This is a genomic window from Actinomyces oris (assembly GCF_001929375.1).
Lineage (GTDB): Bacteria > Actinomycetota > Actinomycetes > Actinomycetales > Actinomycetaceae > Actinomyces > Actinomyces oris_B.
Genome location: NZ_MSGO01000032.1, coordinates 26,757 through 51,151 on the forward strand (window position 1 = coordinate 26,757; position 24,395 = coordinate 51,151).

Consider the following 24,395-nt stretch of genomic DNA (forward strand, 5'->3'; position numbering starts at 1 on the left):
ACGCCACGAGCCTAGCGCTACCAGGTTCATCCCCGATTCACACGGGTAGGCTCAGCGCCGTGAACCTCAAGGAGCAGATCCGCCACTCGATTCCGGCCGTGATCGTCGTCGTCATCGGTGCCTGGGTGATGATCTACTACTCGATCGTCCAGTGGGAGACGATGAAGCCGGTGCCCAGCTGGGACCTGGCGATCTTCTCCGAGCTGGCCAAGGCCTACGCCCATTTCCAGGCCCCGATCGTGCCGGTCAAGGCCGACGGGTACAACCTCCTGGGTGACCACTTCCACCCGATTCTCATTCTGCTGGGGCCGATCTGGCGGCTTTTCCCCACTCCGCTGAGCCTGCTCATCACCCAGGACCTGCTGCTGGCGTTCTCGGCCTGGCCGCTGACCCGCCTGGCCAGCCGGCTGACGAATCAGTGGGTGGCCGGGGCGCTGGGGCTCGTCTACGTCCTGTCCTGGGGGATGCAGGGGGCGGTGGCGGCGCAGTTCCATGAGATCGCCTTCGCGATGCCGATGCTGGCCTACGCCTCGGTGGCCTTCGTGGAGCGGCGCTGGGTGGCGGTGACGGCCTGGTCGGTGCCCCTGGTCCTGGTCAAGGAGGACATGGGGCTGACGGTGCTCATGATCGGGGTGGCCGTCTTCCTGACCTCGGCGGTCCCGGCCTGGTACCGCACGTGCACGGTCGTCCGCCCCGCTGACCGGGGGACCGACGGCCTCGACGCGGCCGCTGGGGACGATGCCGCCCGCAACCGGCGTCGGGGGCTGCGCCTGGGCGCGGGCATGGTCGTCGGCGGGATCGTGGCCTTCCTCTTGTCCGTCATGGTGTTCCTGCCGGCCTTCAACGTCAACGGGGTGTGGGACTACGGGCTGGGCTCGCAGGACAAGCCCGCCTCACCCGACGCCCTGACCCAGAAGGTCAAGGTGGTCGTCATGCTGATCCTCACCAGCGGGGTCGTCGGGGTGACCTCGCCGTGGCTGCTCGTGGTGCTGCCGACGCTGGCGTGGCGGTTCCTGGGGTCGGTGGAGTTCTACTGGGTGTGGGACAACTGGCACTACAACGCCACCCTCATGCCCATCGCGCTGGGGGCCCTGCTCGACGTCGTCGCCCGGCGCCGGGCGCTTGGCTCCTATGTGGCCGACCGCCCCGTCAGGCAGGTGGGGGTCGATGGCCGAGCGGTCGTGGGGCGCCCCGCCCAGGCCGCCCACGACGCGGGCACCCCTGATGAGTCCGACGTCGACGGCCCGCGCCGGCACCCGACCGCCTTCCCCACCTGGCTCACCGTACCGATGCGGCACCGTTTCGTGGTCGCCACGAGCATCCTCACCGCTGTGGCCACCGGGGTGCTCACCGGCCCCTACCTTCCGCTGTGGCAGGCCACCGACCAGAACTTCGACCCGCTCGTCGCCGAGGCCAAGCAGAGCGACGAGGCGAAGAGAACCGAGACGCATCGGGTGGCCGTCGCCCACGAGGTCATCGCCACCATCCCCGAGGGGGCCACGGTGGTCACCGACCTGTCGCTGCTGGCCTACCTGGTGCCCCGGGCCGAGGTCTCCTGGGTGGGCACGAGCGGCCCCGACAAGGAGTACATCGTCATCACCCCGAACAGCGCCAACCAGTGGGGCACCACCAATGCCGCCACCTGGGGCGAGCAGCACTCCAAGCAGGGAGCCACCTACTCCCTCATCTTCAACAAGGACAACTACCAGATCGCCAAGCGCAATGACTGAGTCCGACCCCGGCGCCGATGCTGGAACCCGCAACGCCCCCGGGGCCGGAGGTGCTCCCACGCCGGGAGCCGGCGCCAGGGGTGAACCGGAAGCCGATCCGGGAACTCAGCCGACAGCGGCGGCCGCAGAGGACTGCCCGCCGGTGGCCGGGCGGGCCCCATCCGTGGCCGCCTGCCTGGCCCTGGTCGCCGCCGGCGGTTGCGCCGGCACGCTGGTACGCGCGGCCCTGGAGCGGGCCTGGCCCGCCTCCCCCGGGCACCTGCCGGTCACGACCCTGGCCCTCAACGTCGTCGGGGCCCTCGCCCTGGGGCTGCTGCTCGGGGCGCTCGGCGAAGGCCGCCCCCGCCTGCGACTGGCCCTGGGCACGGGGGTCCTGGGCGGGCTGACGACGCACTCGACCTTCATCCTGGAGAGCCACCGGCTCCTGACCTTAGGCGGGGACGGCGGCCACCCGGTCCTCGGCGGCGCCTACCTGGTGGGCTCGATGGTGGCCGGGCTGGTGGCGGCCGGGCTCGGGCTGTGGCTGGCCGGCCGTCTGCACCGCACGGGTCGCACGGGTCGCACGGGTCGCACGGGCAGTGTGGGCCGAGCAGGCCGAGTGGACCGAGCGGGCAGCGGCCGCCTCCCGGAGGCGTCATGAGCGGGGCCGCCGCCGGGCTGGGAACCTGGCTCACCGACTGGCTCCCCCTGGCGCTGGCCGGCGGGGTGGGGGCGGCCTGCCGCTGGGGCGTGGACGCCTCCGTCAGCCGCCTCAGCGGCCGAGTCGCCCGGGAGGCCACGGCGGGAGGCCGGCAGCGGCGTCGTTCCGGGCTGCGGGCGCCCTGGATGTCGCGGATGCTGTGGATGCCGTGGGGCACGGTCGTCGTCAACGTGACCGCCTGCCTGCTCATGGGCCTGCTCGTGGGCTGGGCGGCAGACCCGCCGCACTCCGGGACCTGGGCCGCCACCGCGCTGACCGTCCTGGGGACCGGCTTCCTGGGCGGGTACTCGACCTTCTCCACGGCCTGCGTCGAGGGAGCGCGCCTGCTGCTGGCCGGGCGGTGGGGGCCGGCCCTCGTGCACGCGGCCCTCATGACGGCGGCGACGCTGGGCGCCGTCGGACTCGGGCTGGCTGCCGGCGCAGCACTGCGTTAGAGCGCCGCCCGGCCGGGACCCCGCCTCACTTCGACCAAAACTTCACAAACGACGCGGCTCCGGGTCGAATATGAAGATTCGGTCGAAGTGTGTGGGTCGGAGGATGGGCGACGCCGCCCCGGGGCCGATGAGCTTCGGTGACCTTCGTGAGCGCGCCGTAAGCGGCTCGTGAGCGCCCCGTGAGGTTGGCGGGCCTGCCGAGATCGGCCCGAGACGGCTGTGACGAACTGTGCTCTCGTCAGCCTGATCAGGCGTATTGCGGAGCGCGCCTCCTCTGACAGACTCGCTGCCATGAGTGTTCAGCCGCCTTCTTCGACGCCGACGCAGACGCAGTCGAGAACCAACCGCGCCACGGTGATCACCCTCGTGGTCATCGCCGTCATCCTGGCCGTCCTCGCCGCGGTGCTGCTGCAGAACGTCGCCTCCCGGCGCCATCAAGCCGCCGCCACCAGCCAGGCATCCTCCTCCGCCTCCGATTCGGCCGCCGCGGTCCCCGAGCCCGAACCGGCCCCGCCGGTCGCCGACCAGCAGACCCTGGAGCTCATCCACTCCGAGATCCACCGCGACCCGGCCGACGGCCAGGCCAAGGGAAAGGTCGACGCACCGGTCGTCATGGTCATCTACTCCGACTTCGCCTGCCCCTTCTGCACCCGGTTCGCCCAGGAGGTCGAGCCCGAGCTGGACAAGCTGGTGAAGGAGGGCACGTTGCGCGTCGAGTGGCGTGACCTGGCTCAGATCACGGAGACCTCGCCCCTGGCCGCTCAGGCCGGGCGGGCCGCCGCCAAGCAGGGCAAGTTCTGGGAGTTCCACAACGCCGTCTACGCCGCCGCCGACCCCAAGGACCACCCGAGCTACACCGAGGACTCCCTGGTCGACTTCGCCAAGAAGGCCGGAGTGCCGGACCTGAAGAAGTTCCGCACCGACATGACCGCCACCGAGACCGTCAAGGCCGTCACCGAGTCCACCAACCACGTCCACTCCATCGGCATTCAGGGGACCCCGTTCATGATCGTGGGCGAGACCTACATCAACGGTTACCGGGACGCCAACTACGTGACAGCCGTCGTCAAGAGCCAGGCCGCCAAGGCCAAGGAGGCCAAGGCAGCCACAGGGGCCGCGAGCCCGACGAGCCCCGCGGCACCGGCGTCGGCGCACTGACCACCACGCAGCGGAGCACCGACGGGGCCCGGCGGCGCGCACGCGCCCACCCCGCCCCGAGGCTCTTCCCCCGACTCGCCCCACGGGCGGGCCGGGGACGCTATTCTTCCATCACTTGACCCATCGATCGTCTGACGAGCAGCAACGTCACCAACGGTCGTCTCACCAAGGAGCGCGAGCATGGCACTGAGCATCGGAGTGGATGTCGGCGGAACGAAGATCGCGGCCGGCGTCGTCGACGACGACGGGAAGGTTCTTCAGACGATTCGGCGCGACTCCCCCGCCTTCAGCCGCCAGGCGATCATCGACACGATCACGACGGTGGTGCGCCGGCTGCGGGAGGACTTCCCCGACGTGGCCACCGCGGGCATCGGGGCGGCGGGCTTCGTGTCCTCCGACCGCAACACGATGGCACACGGCACCAACCTGGACTGGACCGGGATGCGGATCGGCGACGTCGTCTCCGAGGGCGTGGGCCTGCCCGTCGTCGTCGAGAACGACGCCAACGCCTTCGGGTGGGCCGAGGCCCGTTTCGGGGCGGCCCGGGGCAAGCGCAACGCCCTCATCGTGGCCATCGGCACCGGCGTGGGCGGGGCCATCATCGTCGACGGGCACCTCCTGCGCGGGGCGGCCGGATTCGGCGGGGAGATCGGGCACATCAACGTCGTCCCCGGCGGGCGCCCCTGCGGGTGCGGCCTGCGCGGGTGCCTGGAGCGCTACAGCGCCGGCACGGCCCTGGGCGTCAACGCCTGGGAGCTGGCGCAGTTCCGCCCCGGCTACGCGGCCCGCATCATCGAGCTCTCCGGCGGCAACCCGGAGCACATCTCCGGCAAGGCCGTCACCGCCGCGGCCCGCGAGGGGGACCCGGCGGCCCTGGAGTGCTACGAGCAGCTCACCCACTGGCTGGGGGTGGGGCTGGCGGATATGTGCGCGCTGCTGGACCCCGAGGTCGTCGTCGTCGCCGGCGGCCTGGCCGAGGCCGGTGACATCCTGCTCGCCCCCGCGCGCAAGGCCTTCGCCGAGAACCTCACGGCCGCCCCCCACCGCCCCGCCATCCCGGTGGTGCTGGCCGAGGGCGGTCAGGAGGCCGGGCTCGTCGGCGCCGCCGACCTGGCCCGCCAGCCCTGAGGGCGGCGGGGCGCCGGCCGGGGGAGGTGGCCGCGCCGACGCCGCCCCACGAGATATAGCACTTGCTATACTTGTGTCATGTCTGCTGCGGAGACACGTAAGAACCTGGCCTCCGTCGCTCAGGAGACGGATGAGGCAGTCCGCCGGGCGCGGAATCAGCTGGTTGCGGCCGTGCGCGAGGCTTCCAAAGACGGCCTGTCCCAGAAGGAGATCGCCCGGCTGATCGGCCGAAGCCAGCCCGAGGTCTCCCGACTGCTGCGCTTTCACGGCACCACACCGCTGGCCAAGCAGCTGCGGACTGCACGCCGAGAGGTCATCGAGACAGTCAAAGCGGCCGGCGGATCGAATGTTCGTGTTTTCGGCTCCGTGGCCACCGGGCAGGAGCACGAGGACTCCGACATCGACCTGCTCTTCCGTATGGATCAGCCACTCGGGCTCATGGATCTGGCCGGGCTGGAGATCGAGTTGGGGACCATCCTGCATGCCGACGTCGATCTCGTGCCCGACACCAACATTCGCCCAACCATGCGCGAGCGGATCCTCTCCGAGGCGATCCCACTATGAGCCCCGCAGGACGAACGACCGCAGAAATCATCGCGGAAGCCCTGGAGCATTTCGATATCGCCATCAGTCACTCACAGCGGGATCTCTCCGACCAGATCGTCATCGATGCAGTCGCGATGAGGCTCTCCGCAGGCGTGGAAGCACTTGGAGCGCTGGACCCCGATACCCGCACACGTCTCCTTGGCGACCAATGGCCGAGAATGCGGGGGATGCGCAACCGCATCGCTCACGACTACGGCTTCATCGACGACACCATCGTCCGACAGACTGTCCTGGTGAACCTGCCACCAGTTATGGAAGCACTGCGCGCCGGGGCCCAGGCCTGACCTCAGTCCTTCAGCGGCCGGTCGAGTCCGGGCCCGCGGAGGCACCGACGTCGCCGCCATCTCCCCCGCCGCCCCCGACGCCGTCTCCGCCGTCGGCACTGGTGGCCGACTTACCGGCCTTCTCACGCTCCTTCATGGCCTCAGCGCCCTTCTCGACGACGGGCCGGCCGTAGTCGGGGTCGGCCTCGCCGACGCCGTCGCCATCGAGGTCGAGCTGGTCGAGCACGTCCTGGTCGAGCTCATCGGGGTCGCGCACGGGCGAGTCGCCGGCGGACAGGAAGATCCCCACCCAGTGCGAGCGCGGGTCGGAGTCGATGAGGAGGGCCTTGACGAACAGGGTCAGCGGCACCGCCAGGATCGTCCCCATCGCCCCGATGACGGTGGACCAGAACAGCAGGCACAGGAAGGTCGTCGTCGTGTTGAGCCCCACCGCGTCCCCGGTGAACTTGGGCTGGATGAGGGACTGGATGACGAAGTTGGCCGCCACGTAGGACAGCACCACCCACAGCGCCGTCCAGGGGCCGGAGTCCACCAGCCCCAGGATCGCCGGCGGCACCACACCCAGGACGAAGCCGATGTTCGGGATGTAGTTGGTGATGAAGGAGACCACGCCCCAGGTGATGGCCATCGGCACGTCCAGGTACCACAGGGTGACCGCGTTGATGACGGCCACGATGAGACCGAAGACCGTCGAGACCATCCAGTAGGAGCGCACCGCCTCGCAGAAGGAGACCAGGGCGGAGGCCATGCCCGGCTTGAGGACACTGAGAGCCGCAGTGCGGATCTCGATCTTGGCGGTGTCGAACATGAGGAAGACGACCACCATCGACATGACGCCGAGCATCGCGCTGGCCGAGGTCAGCTGCCCCAGGACCGACTGGGCCACCATGACGAGCTGGGAGGTGTCCAGGACGTTGGTGACCTGCTTGAGCACCGCGGACTGGTCGACCCCCATGCCGTTGAGCTGGGTCTCGATCTGCTTCCAGATCGCCTGGAACTTGGGGGCGTACTGCGGCAGGGTGTCGACGAGCTGGGCGACGGCCACGGCCAGGGCCGCGAACAGCAGGACGACGAAGGTGAAGATGAGCAGGATCGCCGCCGTCGCCGAGACCACGCGCGGCACTCGGTGGCGCGTCATCCAGGACACCAGCGGCCGGACCGTCACCACGAGGGTCAGGGCGAAGAAGGCCGGGGCGAAGAGGTCCTGGATGAGGTAGAGCCCCACCGCGCCAATGGTCAGTGCCGCCAGGAGGTAGGCGATGGTCTCCCCCTGCGTGCGCTCCCCGGGGACGGAAGCGGAGGCCTTCCGAGCTTTTTCCGACACAGCTGCCATGGGCGCATCCTCCCACGAACTGGCGGCGCGCTTCGACGCACGACCTTTGCGCGCCATAGGAGCTCTCCCCCTTTCGCACTCGCGGCGACGGCGCTGGGGCGGCAGTCCGGCGGCAGCCTGGTGGCGCTCCGGTGGCCGCGGCCGCGCCTCAGTCCACCGGCAGGACCTCGGCCAGCCAGGTGTCGACGGCGCGGTAGAAGGCCTGCGGGTCGCTGCGGCGCACCTGGTGGCCGGCGCCGGGGACGAGGACCGGAGTGATGCGGGGATTGCGGGCGGCGGTGGCCAGGCCCTCGCGGCCCACGCGGGCGCTGCCGGGCCGGTCGCCGGTGAGCAGGAGGGCGGGGACGTCGAGCGCGGCCATGGCCTCGTCCCAGGGGACCTCGGGGGCGACGACGCCGGAGAGCAGCAGGCCCGGGTCGGTACGCTGGGAGGCCCACACGCCCGGGAGGGCCTCGGCGTCGGGCGTGGTCTCCAGGGCGCGGCCGACGGCGGCCGGCAGGTCGGCGACCTCGGCGGCGCGGGCCCGCTCCCGGGCGGCGCCGCGGGCCAGGAGCTCGCGCTGGCTGCGGGTGCCGAAGCGGGCCGGGTCCTCCAGGACGAGGCCGCAGACCAGGTCGGGGCGGCGGCCGGCGGCCACCATGGCGGTGGCCGCACCCATCGAGTGGCCGATGACGACCGGGGCCGGCGACGTCGGCAGACCCAGGGCGGCCCGGCCGCGCGAGGCGGTGTCCAGGTCCTCCAGGACGGCGATGAGGTCGCCCACGAGGACCTCCCCGGCCCGCTCCAGCTGGGCCGACGTCCACTTCGGGGACAGACCGTGCCCGCGGGCGTCGACCGCGACGACCCGGTAGCCGCGGCCCGCCCAGTGGTCGATGGCCTCGGCCAGGGAGACCGCGGATCCGGTGATGCCGTGGAGCAGGACCAGGGTGGGGGCGGCGTCGGGCCCCGCGACGATGCGCGCCAGTGAAGTCATGCCCCCATCCTGCCCCGTCCCCGCCCCGTAGGCTGAGCCCATGAGCGAGACGAGCCAGCAGAGCACGCCGAGGATGAACGTCGAGTCCTTCAACCTGGACCACACCAAGGTGGCCGCGCCCTACGTGCGCGTGGCCGACCGCAAGGAGCTGCCCGGCGGAGACGTGCTCATCAAGTACGACGTGCGTTTCTGCCAGCCCAACCGCGCCCACCTGGAGATGAAGGCCGTGCACTCCATCGAGCACCTGAGCGCCGAGCTCATGCGCAACCACACCGACCGGCTCATCGACTTCTCCCCCATGGGCTGCCAGACCGGCTTCTACGCCCTCATGCTGGGGGTGGGGACCGAGGAGTTCCTCCCGCTGCTGGAGGCGACCTTCCGCGACATCCTCTCGGCCGAGGAGGTGCCGGCGGCCAACGAGGTCCAGTGCGGCTGGGGGGCGAACCACTCACTGGCCGCCGCCCAGGAGGCGGTGCGCGACTTCCTCGCCGCCCGCGAGCAGTGGACGCGGGTCATGGCCTGACGTACCCACCCGGCCGGGGACGTCTCGCACGTTCGGGGACAGGAATCCGGTCCCCGACGGCGTCGAACGCCCCCGCACGGAAGGACACGCACCCAGCCGCGCAGAGTGTCCCCAATCAGTGAGAGCGGAACCGAGGAGAGGACAGTCCTCACAGTCTGACAACACCGGGCCCGGCACAGTGACGGGGTGGGACGGCGCGCCGTCGCCGGACTCCGACGTCGGGTCCGGCACCGTATCCTGACGCTGTCCCGCACGCGCCCGCTGGGGCGCCAACCCACCTATTTCCCGAAAAGCGACGAGAAGCATTGACAACCATGGAGAGCACCGTCATCGCCAATCCCGCCAACCCCATCCTCATCTGGTGGGTCATCGCCCAGCCGCTGCTGCTCCTGCTGTCCTACCTCGTGGGACAGGTGACGCGGTTCCTGCTGCGCGGACGGGCATCCGTGTCGGATGCGGCGGCCACGCTCATCGCGCTCGTCGGCCTGTGGCTGGGGCTGCTGCTGGCGGGGTGGTTCTTCGACGAGGGTGACCTGTTCTCGGTCAAGATGCTGGCGACCTCCTGCGGCGTGGCAGTCGTGGTGCTGGTCGCGACCTCCGCGGTGCTGGCGCGCGTCCAGCACCGTCGCACGCTGCTGCCGATCGCGGAGGTCGCCCAGATGGGCGAGTCCGACCGCCTGGAGTTCAAGTCCTCGGCCCGCTGGAACCTGCGCACGGACAAGCGCGATGAGGCGATGGAGGAGATCGTGGCCAAGACGGTGGCGGCCTTCATGAACTCCGCGGGCGGCACGCTCCTGCTCGGAGTCGATGACGGCGGCAACCTCATTGGGCTCGGCCCCGACTACGCGACCCTCAAGCAGCCCGACGCCGACCGTTTCGAGCTGTGGTTGCGCGGCATGTGGCGCACGCGCATGGGCACGAACGCGGCGGCGCTGCCGCAGGTGGACTTCGCGCCCACACCGGATGGGACCGCGGAGGTGTGCCGGGTGACGGCGCCCCCGTCCCCGCTGCCGGTCTACCTCAAGCCGGCCAAGGGGCGCGACGGGGCGGCGCTGTGGGTGCGGGTCGGCAACTCGACGCGGCGCCTGGAGGTGGACGACGCCGTCGACTACGTCATGCTGCGCTGGCCGCGGATCAACCACGTGGCCTGGCCGATCCGGCTGGGGAACTTCCTGCTGCGCCGCGACCAGTCGCGTCGGGCGCTGCCCATCAACCCGGCTGCGGCCGTCACCGCCGCCACGGGCTCCCGGGACGACGAGGGTGCCGGTCAGTAGGCCCTGGTACGCCATGGGGGCCGGTGGGGGCGAGCCAGGCGGATTGCCGCCGGTCCGCCCTCACCGAACACCGCGGCCCCCATGCCCGCCCCCAGCGACAGCAGGTACCCGAGGGTCGCGGTCACGGGAACGGTGACGGAGCGGAAGACCACCATGAGGAGGATGAGCGAGAGGCCCACCACCACGATGCCAAAGGGGGATGAGGGCGTCGTTGAGCTCCTCGGCGACATCGATCGCGACGGCGGTCTGGCCGGTGACCATGACGTTGGTGAGCCCGTAACGGCTCCCGTAGTCGCCGGCGTGGGAGCGGATGTTGCGCACGAGCTCCATCGTGGAGACGTCGGCGATCACGACGATCGGGAAGTTGTAGCCCTCGCCGTAGGCCGCGGCGACGGCGTCGTAGGTCTCGCGCTGCTGCGTTCCCTTCTCGGCGAAGCCGTTGTCGGTCAGGGCCAGGCGCAGGCCGCCGGCGGGGACGGCGCACAGTCCCAGGAGGACGACAACAGCGCCGATGGTCATCCAGGGGCGGCGGGTCACCGTGCGCACCCAGCGGGACGCCGGCCTGCGGTCCGCGTCCGCACCGCCGGCTGCAGCTTTGCGGCGGCGCGGGAGCAGGCGCTGACCGAGGAGGCCGATGAGAGCGGGGACGACCGTCAGGGCCACGAGCACGGACACCGCCACGACCGCCGCCGAGGCCAGTCCCATCGTGGTCAGGAACCTGATGCCGGCCACGCTCAAACCGCACAGGGCCACGATGACCGTGGTGCCGGCGAAGACGACGGCCCCGCCGGAGGTGGCGGTGGCCCGCCCGGCGGCCTCGGCCGGTTCGACGCCCTCGGCAAGGTACTCGCGCGCCCGAGAGACGATGAACAGGGCGTAGTCGATGCCGACCGCCAGTCCGATCATGACGGCCAGGACCGGGGTGGTGGAGTTGATGTCGGTGATGCTCGCCGCCGCGAGGATGCCGAGCATGCCGGTTCCCACACTGACGGCGGCAGCGACGCCTGACGCAGCTCCGCACCAGGACCCACTTCCCGTCGAAGCGACGGATTCCACCACGGCGACAGAAGGCCACAGCGCCCCGCCGACTCCCACTGCACGCTCCCTACAGCACCTCGACAGAGCTGCCGTGCGGCGAATCTGTCCACCTGGGACGACTTTGAATCACGGCAGCCGCACTGCGATTGGCAAAAGCCCAGGTCATCGCACTGTTACTTCTTGATAGCGGGTGCGCTCGGCCGTCAAAGCCGTCCCACCTGGACACAACGGACACACCTCAACACACAATCCCTCACCTCAGCGAGACACACTTTGATGATGTTTGAGATCATTTGATCATGGACAAGACTTCCAGGATCGAGGGACTGCTGGCGCGTCTCGCCGCTCACCATGGAGCAGCACGCCTGAGCGCGCTGTGCAGCACACGGACCGAACGTCGTCTGGTTGCCCGAGCCGCCGCCGACGGACTCATTACTCTTCACCCGAACCACGTGGCCGCGCTGAAGGGCGCCGACCCTCGCTTCATCCTCTGCCGACGCATCGGGGGTGTCATCACCTGCGCCCACGCCATGAAGCACTACGGCCTCCCGCTGCAGTCAGCACCCACAACGTTGCATATCGCCGTCCCCGGGAACCAGGGTCACATACCGGACGCAATCGGGCGTGTCGTCACCCACCGTTTGGGCGATCTCATTCTCCCCGCCGCGGATGCGGCACCGGTGGCCCCCGTGGAGCAGGCACTCATCTGCTACCTACGTTGTGCGGACGAGCTTGATGCGCTCATCGCACTCGATGCGGCCCTTCGACTTGGTCTGACGACCCGCTCTCAGCTTGAGAGCCTCCTACGGGGTCCGCGAAACCACCGCTCCCGCACGCTTGTGTCGCGGTCGCTCCCCGATGCCCGCTCTCTCCTGGAGACGATCGCTCGTTACGAGCTGGAAGAGGCTGGATACCGGCCGGCGACGGCAGTGTTCGTCCCGGGCGTTGGAGAGGTGGATCTGGTGCTGACAGCTCACCCACACGACCTCATTCCCGGTCTCACGCCCGACACCAAGGCGCTTCGAGCAGACAGTCACCCAGCGCTTTTCATCGAGACGGACGGCTACACCTTTCACTCCTCCCATCTCGACTGGGAGCACGACCACCTGCGCGACCAGGCCGCGATCACCGCGAGTCACGTTCCATTGCGTCTGACTAGCCGACAGGTCCTCCAGCACAGTACGGTCGAGATTGTCGCCCCCATCGCCATGCGTATGGGAATCACCCCGATCATCCACTCCAGGCAGGGTGATGGCACCCTTACCTCATAGGTCCCGAGTGAGACGGGCACGGCAGACGAACCGGGGAGCCGTCACCTGGATCATTGGCGGGCGCAGCCCGCCGCATCCGCCCCGCCCGCCAGACGTCCCAGCTCTTGACCCGCGGTCGTGTGACGGCAGCATGTCTTCAGAGCAACGACACCGACAAAGTCACCATGCAGCGATTCTGTCCGTATGGGACGACTTTGAATCGGAGCGTCCGCATCGCGGTTTGCAAAAGCCCAGGTCATCGCACTGTTACTTCTTGATAGCGGGTGCGAACGGCCGTCAAAGCCGTCCCCTCTGGACACTTTCAGGGCTCGGCCGCCCCTGTAGGCTCGGCGTGTGAGTCGCACCAGTGCCGCGCCCATCATCGTCTCCTGCGCCATGGCCGAGGAGGCCCAGCCCTTCCTGGACGCCCTGCCCGAGCGCGCGGCGACCCAGGCGCCGATCCTGCCGGGGGCCGCACGCGCCTGGTCCCTCCAGCTCCCCGGCGACGAGCGCGAGCTCATCGTGGTGCGCAGCGGTATCGGGCTCGTGGCGGCCGCGAGCGCGCTGGCGACGGTCCTGGCCCGGGTCCGCCCCAGCGCCGTCATCTCGGCGGGAACCACCGGCGGGCTCGGCCGGCAGGTCGAGGTCGGCGACGTGTGCGCCTCGGCGAGCCTGGCCTACACCGACGCCGACGCCACCGCCTTCGGCTATGCCCGCGGCCAGACCCCGGGCCAGCCGGAGACCTTCGCCGGCGACCCGACCCTGCTGGAGCGCCTGGAGCAGGTGGGCCAGGAGGCCCTGGGCGGCGCCACGGCGTCGTCAGGCTCGGCGCGGCTGCGTGTCGGTCAGATGCTGGCCGGCAACTCCTTCGTGACGGCCGCGAACGTGGCCGACACCCGCGAGGTCTTCCCCGCGGCGCTGAGCACGGACATGGAGTCGACGGCGCTGGCGCAGGTGGCGGCGGGCGCCGGCATCCCCTTCGTCTCGGTGCGCGGCGTGTCAGACCTGTGCGGCCCCGAGGCGGGCCAGGACTTCCACATCGCCGCCGAGGAGGCCGCCGCCCGCAGCGCCGCGGTCGTCCTGGCTCTGCTCGCCTGAGTCGCTGACGCCCCGCGCCTCATCGACTTTTTCTTCATAGATCGACCTGTTCTTCACAAACGACCCGGAGCCGCGTCGTTTGTGAAGATTTTGTCGGTTTGCCGGGCGCCGCTCAGTCGGCCTGGCGCAGGCGGGCCCCGGCGGCGCGAGTCGAGCCTCGGCATGAGGGCCGACAACATCGTTGGGCGGACACAAGCCGGCACTCCGGACAGGCCGTCAGCGGCGGCACCCTCCGCATCGGCTGGTTGTTGGTTAGGCTCGGCGTATGACTGCTGCACTGGGACGCCTTGTTGTGGAGGGATTCAGGTCGATCCGGCGCCTCGAGCTGGACCTGACCACCGACGTCACCGTGCTCATCGGCGCCAACGGATCCGGCAAGTCGAACCTGGTGAGCGCCCTGGAGCTGGTCTCGCGGGTCGTTGACGACACAGCGACCGACCGGCTGACAAGGCAAGCGGGTGTCGCCCGCCAGTATTTCGACGGTCCGTCCGGATCGGTGGATTCGATCCTGATCGAGCTCACCCAGGAGAAGTCAAGCAACAGCGGCCTCTCACTGACATATAGAACACGCATCGAGAACGACATCAACGATCAGCCACTGTACACGGAGGAACTGACATTCCAAGACAACAGTGGTACTCCTCGGCTTTTCAGGCAAGAGTTCGGACCCTCCCAGCACAGCGCGATCCAGCGAATCGCCTGCAACCCAGCACATGAACTTTATGGGGCAGTAGAGTCGTTCATCCCCCTTGTCTCGAGTTGCCGTGTCTTCCACTTCGATGACGTCAGCGCAAATGCCCCTGTCAAAGGCTTTTCGACCGTCGGCGACGACGTCTACCTGCGCTCGGACGCGGAGAACATCGCCGCCTACCTCCTCAAGGTGCGCAACGATCACCCCGAGCACTATCAGCGCATCGTCTCGGCAGTCCGCCATGTCACGCCGTTCTTCGACGACTTCGTGCTCGTCCCCGATCCCTCGGAGCGGATTCGGCTGCGCTGGAAGCAGCGCGGGCTGGACCGCACCTTCCTGGCTCATGAGGCCAGTGACGGCACCTTGCGGTTCATCTGCCTGGCCACGCTGCTGCTGGGGCCGGACCTGCCGGCCACCGTCGTGTTGGACGAGCCCGAGCTGGGCCTCCACCCGGCTGCGATCGGCCTGCTCGCGGAGATGACGCATATCGCGGGCAGGAACGGGCACAAGGTCATCCTGGCCACCCAGTCGGTGCCGTTGCTGTCCCACTTCGCCCTGGAAGAGGTCGTGGTCCTGGAGCGGGTCGACGGCGCCACCCAGGCCACTCGCCCCGACCGCGCGGCCCTGGAGGGCTTCCTGGAGGACTACTCCACCGGATCGCTGTGGGAGATGAATCTCCTGGGCGGGCGCCCGGCGCATGAGGGACGGGCCTGATGAGGCAGGTCGTCATCCTCGTGGAGGGGCAGACCGAGGAAGCGCTGGTCAAAGAGGTCCTGGGTCCTGCGGCCTCGATGCGCGGAACGTACGTGACGCCGGTCGTCGTCACGACCTCGGCGACTCCCACTGGCGCCCATCACGGCGGCGGCCACTGGAAGCACTACCACACCCAGCTCCAGGATCTTCTCAAGGCGTCTCACTGGCACCGTGTGGGGCTCCTGCTCGACTACTACCAGTACCCCAAGGGCGCACCCGAGCGAGAGGAGGCGACGTCTTCCGAGAGTCTCGACAGCACCGGCCGGCAGGCAACACTCATGGCTGCTCTGCGCGCCGAGTACCCGGATCCGCGCTTCCGTCCGCTCGTCGTCCTCCATGAGATCGAGGCCCTCGTCCTGGCGGCGATCGACGCTGGGCAGGGCGACGGGCTGCTTCCCCGGCAGGGACTCGCTGAGCTGCGGCAGGCCATCACCCGTGCCCACGGCCCCGAGCAGGTCAACGACGGCCCCAGCACCGCCCCGTCCAAGCGCCTGGAGGCCGCCGACCCCGGTTACATGAAGACCGTCACCGGTCCTCTACTCGTCAGCGAGGCCGGGCTCCCCGCGGTCCTGGAACGCTGCCCCACTTTCAAGGACTGGTGGGACGACCTCCTGGTCTGACCGGCCGCACCGTCCCCACGGCCGTCGTCGCCCCGAGCCTCACCGGCGCGAGTCGAGCTGCGGCGTGAAGGCCGACGTCGGGCAGGTGGCGCCCCACTCATTCATCGCATCGAGCACGGGCCTCAGGCTCCTGCCCAGGTCAGTGAGCTCGTAGACGACGCGAGGCGGCACCTCGGGGTAGGCGTGTCGGGTGACGATCCCGCGCGACTCGAACATCCGCAGCCGGCTGGTCAGCGTGTGCGCGCTGATCCCCGGCAGGGCGTCGCGCAGCTCCCCGAAGCGCTGCGGGCCGTGCATGAGCTCACGCACGATGAGCGTCGCCCAGGGCCCGTCGAACAGCAGCAGGAACCTCGCCACCCCGCACTCGGGAAGATCGACCTCACTCATGACATCGAAACCTACCCCAATAGTGCAGTTGACGTAACTGGTGCATCGTATGCACTAATGGCGTCATGGTTGACATCGTTCATGGCGCCACGGGCGCCCAAGGCTCTCCCGTCCTGTCCGCTCTGATCGCCGCCGGGCACACCGCCATCGCTGCGGTCCGCCGTCCTGAAGCGGTCCCCGCCGGCATCGCCGCCCGGCAGGTCGACCTGGCCTCGGCTGCCTCCCTCACCCCGACCTATGAGGGCGCCGACGGCGTCTTCATCCACCTGCCCATGGGTGCACCCGAGGCGGCGGCCGCCCAGGCCCGGGCGGTCGTCGAGGCGGTCACCCGGGCCCGCCCCGGCCGCGTCGTCATCTCCACCAGCGGGCAGGTCGTCGACCAGCCGGGCTCACCGCTGCAGGCTCCCGGGGACAGCCCCATCATGACGCTCATCGACGGCGTGACCGCCAGCGGCGTCCCCACGGCCGTGGTCGCCCCGCGCCTCTACCTGGAGAACCTTCTCCTGCCGGTCGTTCTGGGCCCCGTGCACGAGGAGGGCGTGCTGCGCTACCCGCTCCCGGCGTCATTCCCGGTCTCCTGGAGCTCGCACCTGGATGTGGCCGAGGTCGTCGCCCGCCTGCTCACAGACGCCTCCCCCACCACGGGCACGGTCGGCGTCGGTCACCTGCCCGGACTGACGGGACCGGATCTGGCCGCGGCCTTCTCCAGCCACCTGGGCCGCGAGGTCCGTTTCGAAGGCATCACGCCCGAGGCCTTCGGCGAGCTCATCACGCCGCTCTTCGGGCCGGCCGCGGCGCCGGTTGTCGACCTCTACCGGGCGCTCAACGCTCAGGACGACAACACCATCGCCGAGGACAGCAGCGCCCAGGAGCTCCTGAGGCTCCGGCCGCGCCCGATCGGGCAGTGGCTGGAGGACCTGGCGGTCTCATCGCCCCACTCACCGACATTTTCTTCATAGATCGACCTGTTCTTCACAAACGACCCGGAGCCGCGTCATTTATGAAGATTCGGTCGGTTTGCCGGGCGCCGCTCAGTCGGCCTGGCGCAGGCGGGCCTCGACGCGCTCGACCTTCGCGGTCATCTGGCCGGTCCAACCGGGGCGGATGTCGGCCTTGAGGACGAGCGCCACGCGCGGGCTCACCTCGGCGACCGCCTCGCAGGCCCGCTTGACCACGTCCATGCACTCGTCCCACTCACCCTCGAGCGTGGTGAACATCGAGGTCGTCTCATGGGGCAGGCCGGAGTCGCGCACCACACGCACGGCCCGGGCCACCGCCTCGGAGACCGAGCCAGCAGGGTCGTCGGTGGTGGTCGGGGACACGGAGAAGGCGACAAGCATGCGGCCAGGCTAGCTGTACTTCCTCGTGAGGTTGTGAATGCGGCTGGCGGGGGTTTGGCCGCCCAGGGCGGTGTGGGGTCGGTGGTGGTTGTAGTGGTGGAGCCAGGTCTGGTAGGCGGCCTCGCGCCGCCTGGGCCACCGCTCCGAGCGTTCTTGCCTTCGAGCGCGCTCGAAGCCCTACGGTCTGCGTCATGACCAACGCGACCATCCCGAGCAGCGAGCCCGACGACGTCCGGCTCCGCGAGGCGCTGCGGCTCGTCGCCGTCCCGCCCAGCGACGACATCGGGGCGGAGAGGTGGCCCGACGCGACCGGCTGGGACATCGCGACCACCGCCCACCGCTTGGGCATCAGCGCCCACACTCTGCGCTACTACGAGCGAATCGGGCTCGTGCGGGTCGGGCGCGACGCCTCCGGGTACCGCCGCTACGACGCCGCGGCCGTGCGGCGCCTGGTCTTCCTCGCCCGGATGCGCACCTCGGGCATGACGATCTGCGACCTGCAGCACTATGTCGACATGGTCGAGGCCGGCCGGGACACGGTACCCGAGCGCCTGGCCATGCTCGCCGAGCACCGAAGTGTTCTGCGCACCCGGATCAGTGAGCTCCAGCTCGCCCTGGCCGCCACCGACTACAAGATCGCCGCCTACACGCGAGAGCTGGAGGAGCTGGCCACCGCACACGACATCGACACTGACAAGGAGAACCCCTCATGACCGCTGAGACCACTCACCCCCAGCACGACGTCAACAGCCCCGAGAACCTGGCTCGGCGCGAGCGCGGCCTGGAGGTCGCCCGCTCGGTCGACGGCGAGGCCGCCCGGGCCGTCATCGACTCCCTGGCGGACATCAGTCCGGCGCTCGGCCACCACATCGCCGCCTTCGGCTTCGGAGACGTCTACGCCCGCCCCGGGCTCGACCCGCGCAGCCGCCAGCTCGTGACAATCGGTGTGCTCACGGCCCTGGGCGGCTGCGAGCCGCAGCTGAGGATCCACATCGGGGCTGCGCTCAACGTGGGGCTGACCCGCGAGGAGATCGTCGAGGCGATCCTGCACGCCTCGGTCTATGCCGGCTTCCCGCGGGCGCTCAACGCCACTTTCGTGGCCCGCGAGGTCTTCGCCGAGCGCGACGCCACCGACTGAGCGTCCGCACCGTCCCGTCGCACGGCCACAGCAGGCAGCGAAAGAGGCGTGCGTGTCCATATCTGCAGCAAAGGCGGGCTCCACGTGCACACCGCCACAAAGAAACCGCATGATTCCGCGGTTCTATTGACGGCATGATCGGGCCGCGGGCTTCTTTGTCACCGATTTGGACACCGGGGCTCACTCGGGCCGGTTCCGACGGCCGAGAAGCGCTCCTTCGTGCACCGCCGCCAGGATCCTCCCCTACAGCGCCACGAGGACCTGAACCATGACGATCTTGACGACGATGGCCAGGGCGAACAAGGTCGCGTAGCCGGCCTCGATGCGCTCGTCATCGCGTTTGGACAGGGCGAAGGCGAGGATCGCGGGCTGCCCGACGAGCCCGGCCAGACCGCCGGAGGCGCGCTGCGCGGACACCCCGACCCACCGCGCCCCGCTCAGCATGACGATCGCGCTGACCGCCACGACGAGCGCGGCGAGCACCCCCACCTTGAGCCCCGTCATCGAGAAGGCCGAGGCCGCGAAGTCCGGCCCCGAGGCCAGCCCGATCGCGGCCAGGAAGAACAGCAGCCCCAGCTGGCGGATGGTGGAGTTGGCGGCGTGCGGCAGCCCCCACACGAAGGGCCCGGTGCGCCCCACCCACCCCAGGACCATGCCGACGACGAGCGGCCCGGCCGCCACCCCGAGCCGCAGGGTGATGCCACCGGGCAGCGGGATCGCCACCAGCCCCAGGAGCACCCCGAGCGCCATGCCGGCCCCGACGGAGAAGGCGTCGATCTGGGCGATGGAGCGCTCCGAGTCGCCGAACCAGTCGGCGGCCTTCTCCAGCTCGTCGCTGGGGACGACCGCCAGCACCCGGTCGCCGAGCTCCAGGACGAGGTCCTCTCGGGCCAGCAGGTCCAGGTCGCCGCGCTTGACGCGGGTGATGACGCCCTGGAAGCGCCCGGGCATGTCCACCTCGGCGATGGTGCGGCCGGCCACCCGCGTCGAGGAGACGGTCAGGCGCCGGAAGTCGACGGCGGTGCGGTCCTTGGCCAAGCAGTTGTTGAGCCCGGTGCCCAGGTCGTGCATGGCGGACTCGACGGCGGCCGGCGCCCCGACGATGACGACCTTGTCCCCGGGCAGCAGCTCCTCACCGGGGGCCACGACCCGGGTCTCGCCGTCGCGCTCCAGGTAGGAGATGCGGATGCTGCCCTCCTTGAAGGCCTTCATCTCGCCGAGGGCCACCCGCCGGAGGAGGTAGACGCTGGTGGCGGTGATGCCGTCGGCGCTGGCGGGCCTCGGGTCGCGCCGCCCGGGCCAGGAGCGCCCCACGACCCCGGAGACGATGAGGATCGCGACGGCGACGCCCACGGGGTAGGCCAGGGCGTAGCCGACGGCGGGCTCCTGGGTGCCGGCCGCCTCGATGGCGGCGTCGAGCACCGGCGAGGTCAGGGCCCCCGCGTAGGCGCCGGAGTCCATGGCGGGGCTCACGCCGGTCAGGTGGGAGTAGAGGCCGCCCGCCGCGCCGGCGATCACGAGCGCGACGACGCACACGGCCATGAGCGGCAGCTGCCTGCGCAGGTCGCGGAAGAAGGTGTTGCCGGCTGCCAGGCCCACGGTGTAGCAGAACAGGGCCAGGCCGAGGCTTCGCAGCAGGGCGAGGTCGGCGCCGAGCCGGGGGTCGAGGGCGCCCACCGCGAGGCCCACGAAGAGCGCCCCGGCGGCGCCGAAGCGGACCGGTCCCAGCGGAATCTGTCCGACGGCGGTCCCCAGACCGATGACGAGGAAGACGGTGAGGATCGGCGCCTGCGCGAGGACGTCGAGGACGGGATGGAGCACGGACACGACGCCAGGGTAGCGGCACGCCTTCCACGGCGGGTCGCCCCCGGCACCTGCTTGATTCAGCGGGGTGTCGACCCACCGGGAGGAGGTGAAGGGGATGCGCAGAAGGCCCCGCCCACCGCGCGTCCCCGGTTCCCGGCGGGGCCCGGATATGTCATGCGCGACGCCAAACAGCAGCCACTAGAAGCAATATTCAATAGCTGAGATAAATGGTGTTGATATCGGGGGCGAAAGACGAACGCCCCGCCGCCGAACTCGCTATTGCTTCCCTTCCACCACCAGGAGGAATACCCTGGGGACCGTCACCGGAGACGATGACGTCACACCTTTTCTCGACGACGAGAGCGGAATCCCGATGCCCCAGAAAGAAGCCTCTCTGCCCACCTACTCACCGGAGGAGGAGAAGCGGATCATCCGCAACGCCGACGGCGTCCCTGTCGGCATACGTCCTGATAATCGATGGACGCCCGCACGGATCGCCACATGGGTGGCCATCACCGCCCTGGGCGTCCTGGGGTGGTGGATGCTGGCGGTCGTGCGCGGCGAGCACGTCAACACCATCTGGTTCGTGGTCACCGCCGTGTGCACCTACGCGATCGGGTACCGCTTCTACGCCCTCTACATCCAGCGGCGCATCATGCGCCCCGACGACACCAACGCCACTCCGGCCGAGCGCATCAACAACGGGCGCGACTTCGACCCCACCCACCGCGTCGTCCTCTACGGCCACCACTTCGCGGCGATCGCCGGCGCCGGCCCGCTGGTCGGCCCGGTCCTGGCGGCCCAGATGGGCTACCTGCCCGGCACCCTGTGGATCATCATCGGCGTCCTCGTGGCCGGCGCCGTCCAGGACATGCTCGTCCTGTTCTTCTCCATGCGCCGCGGCGGCCGCTCCCTGGGCCAGATGGCCACTGACGAGATCGGCAAGGTCGGCGGCATCGTGGCGACCATCGTCGTCTTCGTCATGCTCATGATCGTCCTGGCGGTCCTGGCCATGGTCTGCGTCAACGCCCTGGCCGCCTCCCCCTGGGGCGTCTTCTCGGTGGGCATGACCATCCCGATCGCCATCGGGATGGGCCTGTGGCTGCGCTTCGTCCAGCCCGGCAAGATCACGCAGGTCTCCTTCGTCGGCTTCGGCCTGCTCATCGCCGTCATCATCGGTGGGCGCTGGGTGGCCGAGTCCCCCCTGGGCCACTACCTGCACCTGTCCCCCACCACCCTGGTGTGGGCCATGATCATCTACGGCTTCCTGGCCGCGGTCCTGCCGGTGTGGGTCCTGCTCACCCCGCGCGACTACCTGTCGACCTTCATGAAGGTCGGCACCATCACGATCCTGGCCCTGGGCATCATCATCGTGCGCCCCCTGGTGGAGATGTCCGCTGTCACCGAGTTCGCCTTCAACACCGCGGGCCCGGTCTTCGCCGGCACCCTCTTCCCCTTCCTGTTCATCACCATCGCCTGCGGCGCCCTGTCCGGCATGCACGCCATGGTCTCCTCGGGCACCAGTCCCAAGATGGTGGAGAAGGAGACCCAGGTCCGCATGATCGGCTACGGCGGCATGCTCATGGAGTCCTTCGTGGCCATCATGGCGCTGGCGGCCGCGGTCTCGCTGAGCCCGGGCATCTACTTCTCCATGAACACCTCGACGGCGACCATGAACAAGCTCGCCGGCCCCGAGACGGTGGCCGCCGCCCCCTGCAAGACCACCGACGACCCCGAGCACCACTGCGAGAAGCTCGCCGAGGCCGCCGTGGCCAAGCTCGGTGTCACCGACGCCCAGGGCCGCAAGCCCACCCCCGAGTGGGACTCCTGGGACGACAACGGCAACCCCAAGACCTACACGGGCGCCGAGGCCCTGGAGCGCCTGGCCAGCGACGTCGGCGAGCCCAACGTCGTCTCGCGCACCGGCGGCGCCCCCACCCTGTCGGTGGGCATCGCCCACATCCTCCACCAGATCGGCGGAGGCCGGGCCATGATGGGCTTCTGGTACCACTTCGCCATCATGTTCGAGGCGCTGTTCATCCTCTCGGCCGTCGACGCCGTCACCCGCGTGGCCCGCTTCCAGCTCTCCGACGCGCTGGGCAACGCCTTCCCCAAGTTCAAGGACCCGTCCTGGCACGTGGGAGCCTGGGGGACCACGGCGGTCGTCGTCGCCTCCTGGGGGGCGCTGCTCCTCATGGGTGTCACCGACCCGCGCGGCGGCATCCAGACGCTCTATCCGCTGTTCGGTATCGCCAACCAGCTCATCGCGGCCGTGGCCCTGCTGGTGGTCACCGTCATGGTGGTGCGCAAGGGCTATACGAAGTGGGTGTGGATCCCCGCGATCCCGCTGGTCTTCGACACGGCCGTCACTTTCACGGCCTCGTGGCAGAAGATCTTCTCCACCGACCCGCTCGTGGGCTACTTCCAGCAGCATCGTGAGGCCGCGGCCAAGCTGGGCACGCTCACCGACCCGGCCAAGATCGAGGAGACCCGGGCCGTCGTGCGCAACACGATGATTCAGGGGACGCTGTCGATCGTCTTCCTGGTCATGGTCGCCTTCGTCATGGTCTGCGCCCTCATCCGCATCGTCCAGACGATCCGCAACCGGGACACGACGACGTCGGAGGACCCGTACCAGGAGTCCAACTTCTACGCGCCCGAGACGATGATCGCCTCCTCGCTCATGAAGAAGGTCTCCCGGGAGTACGAGCAGGTGGGCGACCCGGCCCTCATCCCGCACAAGGCCCACGCGGAGAAGTCATGACACCCATTCCTCCGACGCCGCAGCCGGCGGATCGGGTGAGCGCCCGACGTCGGGTCCACCAGATCCTGAGCCGGGCCCGCGCCCTGTGGCGGGACATGACCGGGGAGTCCGCCTACGACCGTTACCTGGAGCGCTACGCCCGCGAGCACGCGCAGTGCCCCAACGGGCACGGGGGCGCCCACGGCCCAGGGCACGGTCCCATGAGCGAGCGCGAGTTCTGGCGCGCCCGGGCCAAGCAGGCCGAGACGGAGATCAACGCCAGCTGCTGCTGAGCCGGGGCACGCTCCGGTGCTCTGATGTGCTCTGATCGTTACCGCCCGCCTTCCGGGGTTCTCGGAGGGCGGGCGGTAGCGTCGTGAGCGTGCCCGCCCAGCAGCCCGCGCCCGACGCACTGACGTCCGCCGACTCCCCCAACACCTCCCGGGGGACGTCACCGACGTCGGCACTCTCGCCGTCGGTCGGTCGCGCCACGGGCCCGAACCCGCCCAGGGCCCTCCCCCCGAGCACCTCCCCTTACGAGCGGATCTTCCGCGTCGCCGCGGTCATCCTCCTGGCCATCGTCTGCGTGGCGGTCGTGTGGCCCTCCGGGCGCGAGGTCGCCGAGCTCAAGGACACCATGGGGCCGGCTTTCCTCAGCTCCGAGGGCAAGGACGTCGTCCTCAACCTGGTGATGCTGGCTCCGGCCACCTTCTGCGCGGTCGTGGGCTGGCGGGACATCCCCTGGTGGATGTGGGCGCTGGTGGGCTGCGTGGTCGGGTTGAGCGCCGAGGTGCTCCAGAGCCTCCTGCCGATGCTGGAGCGGCGCCCCTCGCTGGCCAATGTCGGCCAGAACGCCGCCGGCGCCTGGGCCGGGGCCCTGGCCGCCTGGTACCTGCTGCGCCGCCTGCGCCCCCGACCCGCCTCCGCCTGACTCCCCCGTCATCACTGGAACGACGCCGCACCGCGGCTCGGTGTCCACCAGTCTGACATCAGCGGCCCCGCCGTCGAAGCGTCGAGTGGGAATCGTTGGAATGCCCCGGTTTCTCTTCGGCGTGCGGCGCCGGCACAAGGTTGATGTCAGCGTTGTGGACGACGCGGGTTATCGGCGCGGGCCGACCGGGGAATCGGAGACCCCGAGACAGCGAAAGGCCCGGACCATGGGGCCCGGGCCTTTCCGTTCTGTGCGCGGGGGGGGACTCGAACCCCCATGATCGTAAGATCACACGGACCTGAACCGTGCGCGTCTACCAATTCCGCCACTCGCGCGAGAAGCGAGCATGAGACTAGCCTGCCATCCCGGCCCGCGTCCAATCCTCACCACCATATCCGGCCGTGAGACCGCTCACGACACAATTACCTCACACAGAGGGGGCCGTCTTCCCTGCGAT

General features: G+C 69.8%; 24 protein-coding genes, 1 tRNA gene and 2 pseudogenes. 19 read left to right on the forward strand and 8 right to left on the reverse strand.

Features of this window, described 5'->3' with window-relative positions:
* Positions 1 to 59 precede the first annotated feature (59 nt).
* The 7 genes from BKH32_RS07275 (at position 60) to BKH32_RS07305 (ending at position 6,040) form a co-directional block, all read left to right on the forward strand.
* Positions 60 to 1,730: a DUF2079 domain-containing protein gene (locus tag BKH32_RS07275; protein WP_075249320.1), complete on the forward strand. Its 1,671-nt coding sequence runs from the start codon at positions 60 to 62 to the stop codon at positions 1,728 to 1,730.
* Positions 1,723 to 2,370, forward strand: coding sequence for a fluoride efflux transporter FluC (locus BKH32_RS07280; protein ID WP_256691300.1), 648 nt, complete (start codon positions 1,723 to 1,725; stop codon positions 2,368 to 2,370). The genes BKH32_RS07275 and BKH32_RS07280 overlap by 8 nt, the downstream gene beginning before the upstream one ends.
* Positions 2,367 to 2,864, forward strand: a complete 498-nt coding sequence (locus BKH32_RS07285; RefSeq protein WP_075249321.1) for a fluoride efflux transporter FluC — start codon at positions 2,367 to 2,369, stop codon at positions 2,862 to 2,864. Before BKH32_RS07280 ends, BKH32_RS07285 begins: the two co-directional genes overlap by 4 nt.
* Positions 2,865 to 3,083: 219 nt before the next feature.
* Positions 3,084 to 4,022, forward strand: a complete 939-nt coding sequence (locus BKH32_RS07290) for a DsbA family protein (protein ID WP_075249322.1) — start codon at positions 3,084 to 3,086, stop codon at positions 4,020 to 4,022.
* 180 nt (positions 4,023 to 4,202) lie between these two features.
* Positions 4,203 to 5,150, forward strand: coding sequence for an ROK family glucokinase (locus BKH32_RS07295; RefSeq protein ID WP_075249323.1), 948 nt, complete (start codon positions 4,203 to 4,205; stop codon positions 5,148 to 5,150).
* Positions 5,151 to 5,228: 78 nt separating this feature from the next.
* A complete protein-coding gene (locus tag BKH32_RS07300; protein ID WP_075249324.1) occupies positions 5,229 to 5,714 on the forward strand; it encodes a nucleotidyltransferase domain-containing protein in 486 nt (161 codons plus the stop codon).
* Complete coding sequence (locus BKH32_RS07305; protein ID WP_075249325.1) at positions 5,711 to 6,040, forward strand: HepT-like ribonuclease domain-containing protein; 330 nt, start codon at positions 5,711 to 5,713, stop codon at positions 6,038 to 6,040. The genes BKH32_RS07300 and BKH32_RS07305 overlap by 4 nt, the downstream gene beginning before the upstream one ends.
* A 10-nt stretch (positions 6,041 to 6,050) precedes the next feature.
* Here BKH32_RS07305 and BKH32_RS07310 read toward each other — a convergent pair whose 3' ends face one another.
* Together BKH32_RS07310 and BKH32_RS07315 are read right to left on the reverse strand one after the other, a co-directional pair.
* Positions 6,051 to 7,373: an AI-2E family transporter gene (locus BKH32_RS07310; RefSeq protein WP_075249326.1), complete on the reverse strand. Its 1,323-nt coding sequence runs from the start codon at positions 7,371 to 7,373 to the stop codon at positions 6,051 to 6,053.
* 148 nt (positions 7,374 to 7,521) lie between these two features.
* Positions 7,522 to 8,346: an alpha/beta fold hydrolase gene (locus tag BKH32_RS07315; RefSeq protein WP_075249327.1), complete on the reverse strand. Its 825-nt coding sequence runs from the start codon at positions 8,344 to 8,346 to the stop codon at positions 7,522 to 7,524.
* 40 nt (positions 8,347 to 8,386) lie between these two features.
* Here BKH32_RS07315 and BKH32_RS07320 point away from each other — a divergent pair, with 40 nt between their 5' ends.
* Positions 8,387 to 8,869, forward strand: coding sequence for an S-ribosylhomocysteine lyase (locus BKH32_RS07320; protein ID WP_075249328.1), 483 nt, complete (start codon positions 8,387 to 8,389; stop codon positions 8,867 to 8,869).
* A gap of 314 nt (positions 8,870 to 9,183) precedes the next feature.
* Positions 9,184 to 10,143: an AlbA family DNA-binding domain-containing protein gene (locus BKH32_RS07325; RefSeq protein WP_430383793.1), complete on the forward strand. Its 960-nt coding sequence runs from the start codon at positions 9,184 to 9,186 to the stop codon at positions 10,141 to 10,143.
* Positions 10,144 to 10,190: 47 nt separating this feature from the next.
* Here the strand turns inward: BKH32_RS07325 and BKH32_RS07330 are convergent.
* Positions 10,191 to 11,250, reverse strand: a pseudogene (locus BKH32_RS07330) (MMPL family transporter); the annotation flags it as partial.
* Between the two features lie 230 nt (positions 11,251 to 11,480).
* Between BKH32_RS07330 and BKH32_RS07335 the strand changes: the two are divergent.
* The 4 genes from BKH32_RS07335 to BKH32_RS07350 all read left to right on the forward strand — a co-directional run bounded on the left by BKH32_RS07335 (position 11,481) and on the right by BKH32_RS07350 (position 15,593).
* The gene (locus BKH32_RS07335) at positions 11,481 to 12,452 is read left to right on the forward strand and encodes a hypothetical protein (RefSeq protein ID WP_075249356.1); all 972 of its coding nucleotides are present in this window, start codon (positions 11,481 to 11,483) and stop codon (positions 12,450 to 12,452) included.
* Between the two features lie 333 nt (positions 12,453 to 12,785).
* Positions 12,786 to 13,529 carry a 5'-methylthioadenosine/S-adenosylhomocysteine nucleosidase gene (gene mtnN / locus BKH32_RS07340; protein ID WP_075249330.1) on the forward strand — a complete coding sequence of 248 codons (744 nt, stop codon included), beginning with the start codon at positions 12,786 to 12,788 and terminating at the stop codon, positions 13,527 to 13,529.
* Between the two features lie 265 nt (positions 13,530 to 13,794).
* On the forward strand, positions 13,795 to 14,934 hold the full coding sequence (locus BKH32_RS07345) for an AAA family ATPase (protein ID WP_075249331.1): 1,140 nt from the start codon (positions 13,795 to 13,797) through the stop codon (positions 14,932 to 14,934).
* Positions 14,934 to 15,593 (forward strand): DUF4276 family protein, encoded by a 660-nt coding sequence (locus BKH32_RS07350; RefSeq protein ID WP_075249332.1) that lies wholly within the window; start codon positions 14,934 to 14,936, stop codon positions 15,591 to 15,593. Before BKH32_RS07345 ends, BKH32_RS07350 begins: the two co-directional genes overlap by 1 nt.
* 39 nt (positions 15,594 to 15,632) lie before the next feature.
* Here BKH32_RS07350 and BKH32_RS07355 read toward each other — a convergent pair whose 3' ends face one another.
* Entirely contained in the window at positions 15,633 to 15,980 is a 348-nt protein-coding gene (locus BKH32_RS07355) for a winged helix-turn-helix transcriptional regulator (RefSeq protein ID WP_075249333.1), read from the reverse strand.
* A 65-nt stretch (positions 15,981 to 16,045) separates the two neighbouring features.
* Here BKH32_RS07355 and BKH32_RS07360 point away from each other — a divergent pair, with 65 nt between their 5' ends.
* Positions 16,046 to 16,939, forward strand: coding sequence for an SDR family oxidoreductase (locus BKH32_RS07360; RefSeq protein WP_075249334.1), 894 nt, complete (start codon positions 16,046 to 16,048; stop codon positions 16,937 to 16,939).
* Positions 16,940 to 17,011: 72 nt separating this feature from the next.
* Here the strand turns inward: BKH32_RS07360 and BKH32_RS07365 are convergent, their stop codons facing one another.
* Together BKH32_RS07365 and BKH32_RS07370 are read right to left on the reverse strand one after the other, a co-directional pair.
* Positions 17,012 to 17,320, reverse strand: a complete 309-nt coding sequence (locus BKH32_RS07365) for a thiamine-binding protein (RefSeq protein WP_075249335.1) — start codon at positions 17,318 to 17,320, stop codon at positions 17,012 to 17,014.
* 9 nt (positions 17,321 to 17,329) lie between these two features.
* Positions 17,330 to 17,446 (reverse strand): annotated as a pseudogene (locus BKH32_RS07370) (integrase core domain-containing protein); the annotation flags it as partial.
* A gap of 65 nt (positions 17,447 to 17,511) precedes the next feature.
* On the opposite strand from BKH32_RS07370, the gene BKH32_RS07375 reads away from it, so the two are divergent.
* Entirely contained in the window at positions 17,512 to 18,033 is a 522-nt protein-coding gene (locus BKH32_RS07375) for a MerR family transcriptional regulator (protein WP_075249336.1), read from the forward strand.
* Positions 18,030 to 18,458, forward strand: coding sequence for a carboxymuconolactone decarboxylase family protein (locus BKH32_RS07380; protein WP_075249337.1), 429 nt, complete (start codon positions 18,030 to 18,032; stop codon positions 18,456 to 18,458). Before BKH32_RS07375 ends, BKH32_RS07380 begins: the two co-directional genes overlap by 4 nt.
* Positions 18,459 to 18,701: 243 nt before the next feature.
* Here the strand turns inward: BKH32_RS07380 and BKH32_RS07385 are convergent, their stop codons facing one another.
* Positions 18,702 to 20,285, reverse strand: coding sequence for an aspartate:alanine exchanger family transporter (locus BKH32_RS07385; RefSeq protein ID WP_075249338.1), 1,584 nt, complete (start codon positions 20,283 to 20,285; stop codon positions 18,702 to 18,704).
* A gap of 352 nt (positions 20,286 to 20,637) precedes the next feature.
* On the opposite strand from BKH32_RS07385, the gene BKH32_RS07390 reads away from it, so the two are divergent.
* The 3 genes from BKH32_RS07390 to BKH32_RS07400 all read left to right on the forward strand — a co-directional run bounded on the left by BKH32_RS07390 (position 20,638) and on the right by BKH32_RS07400 (position 23,938).
* Positions 20,638 to 23,028: a carbon starvation CstA family protein gene (locus BKH32_RS07390; protein WP_075249339.1), complete on the forward strand. Its 2,391-nt coding sequence runs from the start codon at positions 20,638 to 20,640 to the stop codon at positions 23,026 to 23,028.
* Complete coding sequence (locus BKH32_RS07395) at positions 23,025 to 23,300, forward strand: CstA-like transporter-associated (seleno)protein (protein ID WP_075249340.1); 276 nt, start codon at positions 23,025 to 23,027, stop codon at positions 23,298 to 23,300. The genes BKH32_RS07390 and BKH32_RS07395 overlap by 4 nt, the downstream gene beginning before the upstream one ends.
* A gap of 89 nt (positions 23,301 to 23,389) precedes the next feature.
* Entirely contained in the window at positions 23,390 to 23,938 is a 549-nt protein-coding gene (locus tag BKH32_RS07400) for a VanZ family protein (protein WP_252862705.1), read from the forward strand.
* Positions 23,939 to 24,189: 251 nt separating this feature from the next.
* Here the strand turns inward: BKH32_RS07400 and BKH32_RS07405 are convergent.
* Positions 24,190 to 24,273: transfer RNA gene (locus tag BKH32_RS07405), tRNA-Leu, on the reverse strand.
* Positions 24,274 to 24,395: the final 122 nt, after the last annotated feature.

Bases quoted from the DNA above. Each gene is read 5' to 3' on its own strand.
- BKH32_RS07285 (WP_075249321.1), top strand. From the start codon at position 2,367: ATGAGCGGGGCCGCCGCCGGGCTGGGAACCTGGCTCACCGACTGGCTC.
- BKH32_RS07355 (WP_075249333.1), bottom strand. From the start codon at position 15,980: ATGAGTGAGGTCGATCTTCCCGAGTGCGGGGTGGCGAGGTTCCTGCTG.
- BKH32_RS07390 (WP_075249339.1), top strand. From the start codon at position 20,638: ATGCCCCAGAAAGAAGCCTCTCTGCCCACCTACTCACCGGAGGAGGAG.
- BKH32_RS07345 (WP_075249331.1), top strand. From the start codon at position 13,795: ATGACTGCTGCACTGGGACGCCTTGTTGTGGAGGGATTCAGGTCGATC.
- BKH32_RS07315 (WP_075249327.1), bottom strand. From the start codon at position 8,346: ATGACTTCACTGGCGCGCATCGTCGCGGGGCCCGACGCCGCCCCCACC.
- BKH32_RS07365 (WP_075249335.1), bottom strand. From the start codon at position 17,320: ATGCTTGTCGCCTTCTCCGTGTCCCCGACCACCACCGACGACCCTGCT.
- BKH32_RS07335 (WP_075249356.1), top strand. From the start codon at position 11,481: ATGGACAAGACTTCCAGGATCGAGGGACTGCTGGCGCGTCTCGCCGCT.
- BKH32_RS07380 (WP_075249337.1), top strand. From the start codon at position 18,030: ATGACCGCTGAGACCACTCACCCCCAGCACGACGTCAACAGCCCCGAG.
- BKH32_RS07395 (WP_075249340.1), top strand. From the start codon at position 23,025: ATGACACCCATTCCTCCGACGCCGCAGCCGGCGGATCGGGTGAGCGCC.
- BKH32_RS07300 (WP_075249324.1), top strand. From the start codon at position 5,229: ATGTCTGCTGCGGAGACACGTAAGAACCTGGCCTCCGTCGCTCAGGAG.
- BKH32_RS07320 (WP_075249328.1), top strand. From the start codon at position 8,387: ATGAGCGAGACGAGCCAGCAGAGCACGCCGAGGATGAACGTCGAGTCC.
- BKH32_RS07280 (WP_256691300.1), top strand. From the start codon at position 1,723: ATGACTGAGTCCGACCCCGGCGCCGATGCTGGAACCCGCAACGCCCCC.
- BKH32_RS07295 (WP_075249323.1), top strand. From the start codon at position 4,203: ATGGCACTGAGCATCGGAGTGGATGTCGGCGGAACGAAGATCGCGGCC.
- BKH32_RS07360 (WP_075249334.1), top strand. From the start codon at position 16,046: ATGGTTGACATCGTTCATGGCGCCACGGGCGCCCAAGGCTCTCCCGTC.
- BKH32_RS07305 (WP_075249325.1), top strand. From the start codon at position 5,711: ATGAGCCCCGCAGGACGAACGACCGCAGAAATCATCGCGGAAGCCCTG.
- BKH32_RS07375 (WP_075249336.1), top strand. From the start codon at position 17,512: ATGACCAACGCGACCATCCCGAGCAGCGAGCCCGACGACGTCCGGCTC.
- BKH32_RS07350 (WP_075249332.1), top strand. From the start codon at position 14,934: ATGAGGCAGGTCGTCATCCTCGTGGAGGGGCAGACCGAGGAAGCGCTG.
- BKH32_RS07325 (WP_430383793.1), top strand. From the start codon at position 9,184: ATGGAGAGCACCGTCATCGCCAATCCCGCCAACCCCATCCTCATCTGG.
- BKH32_RS07310 (WP_075249326.1), bottom strand. From the start codon at position 7,373: ATGGCAGCTGTGTCGGAAAAAGCTCGGAAGGCCTCCGCTTCCGTCCCC.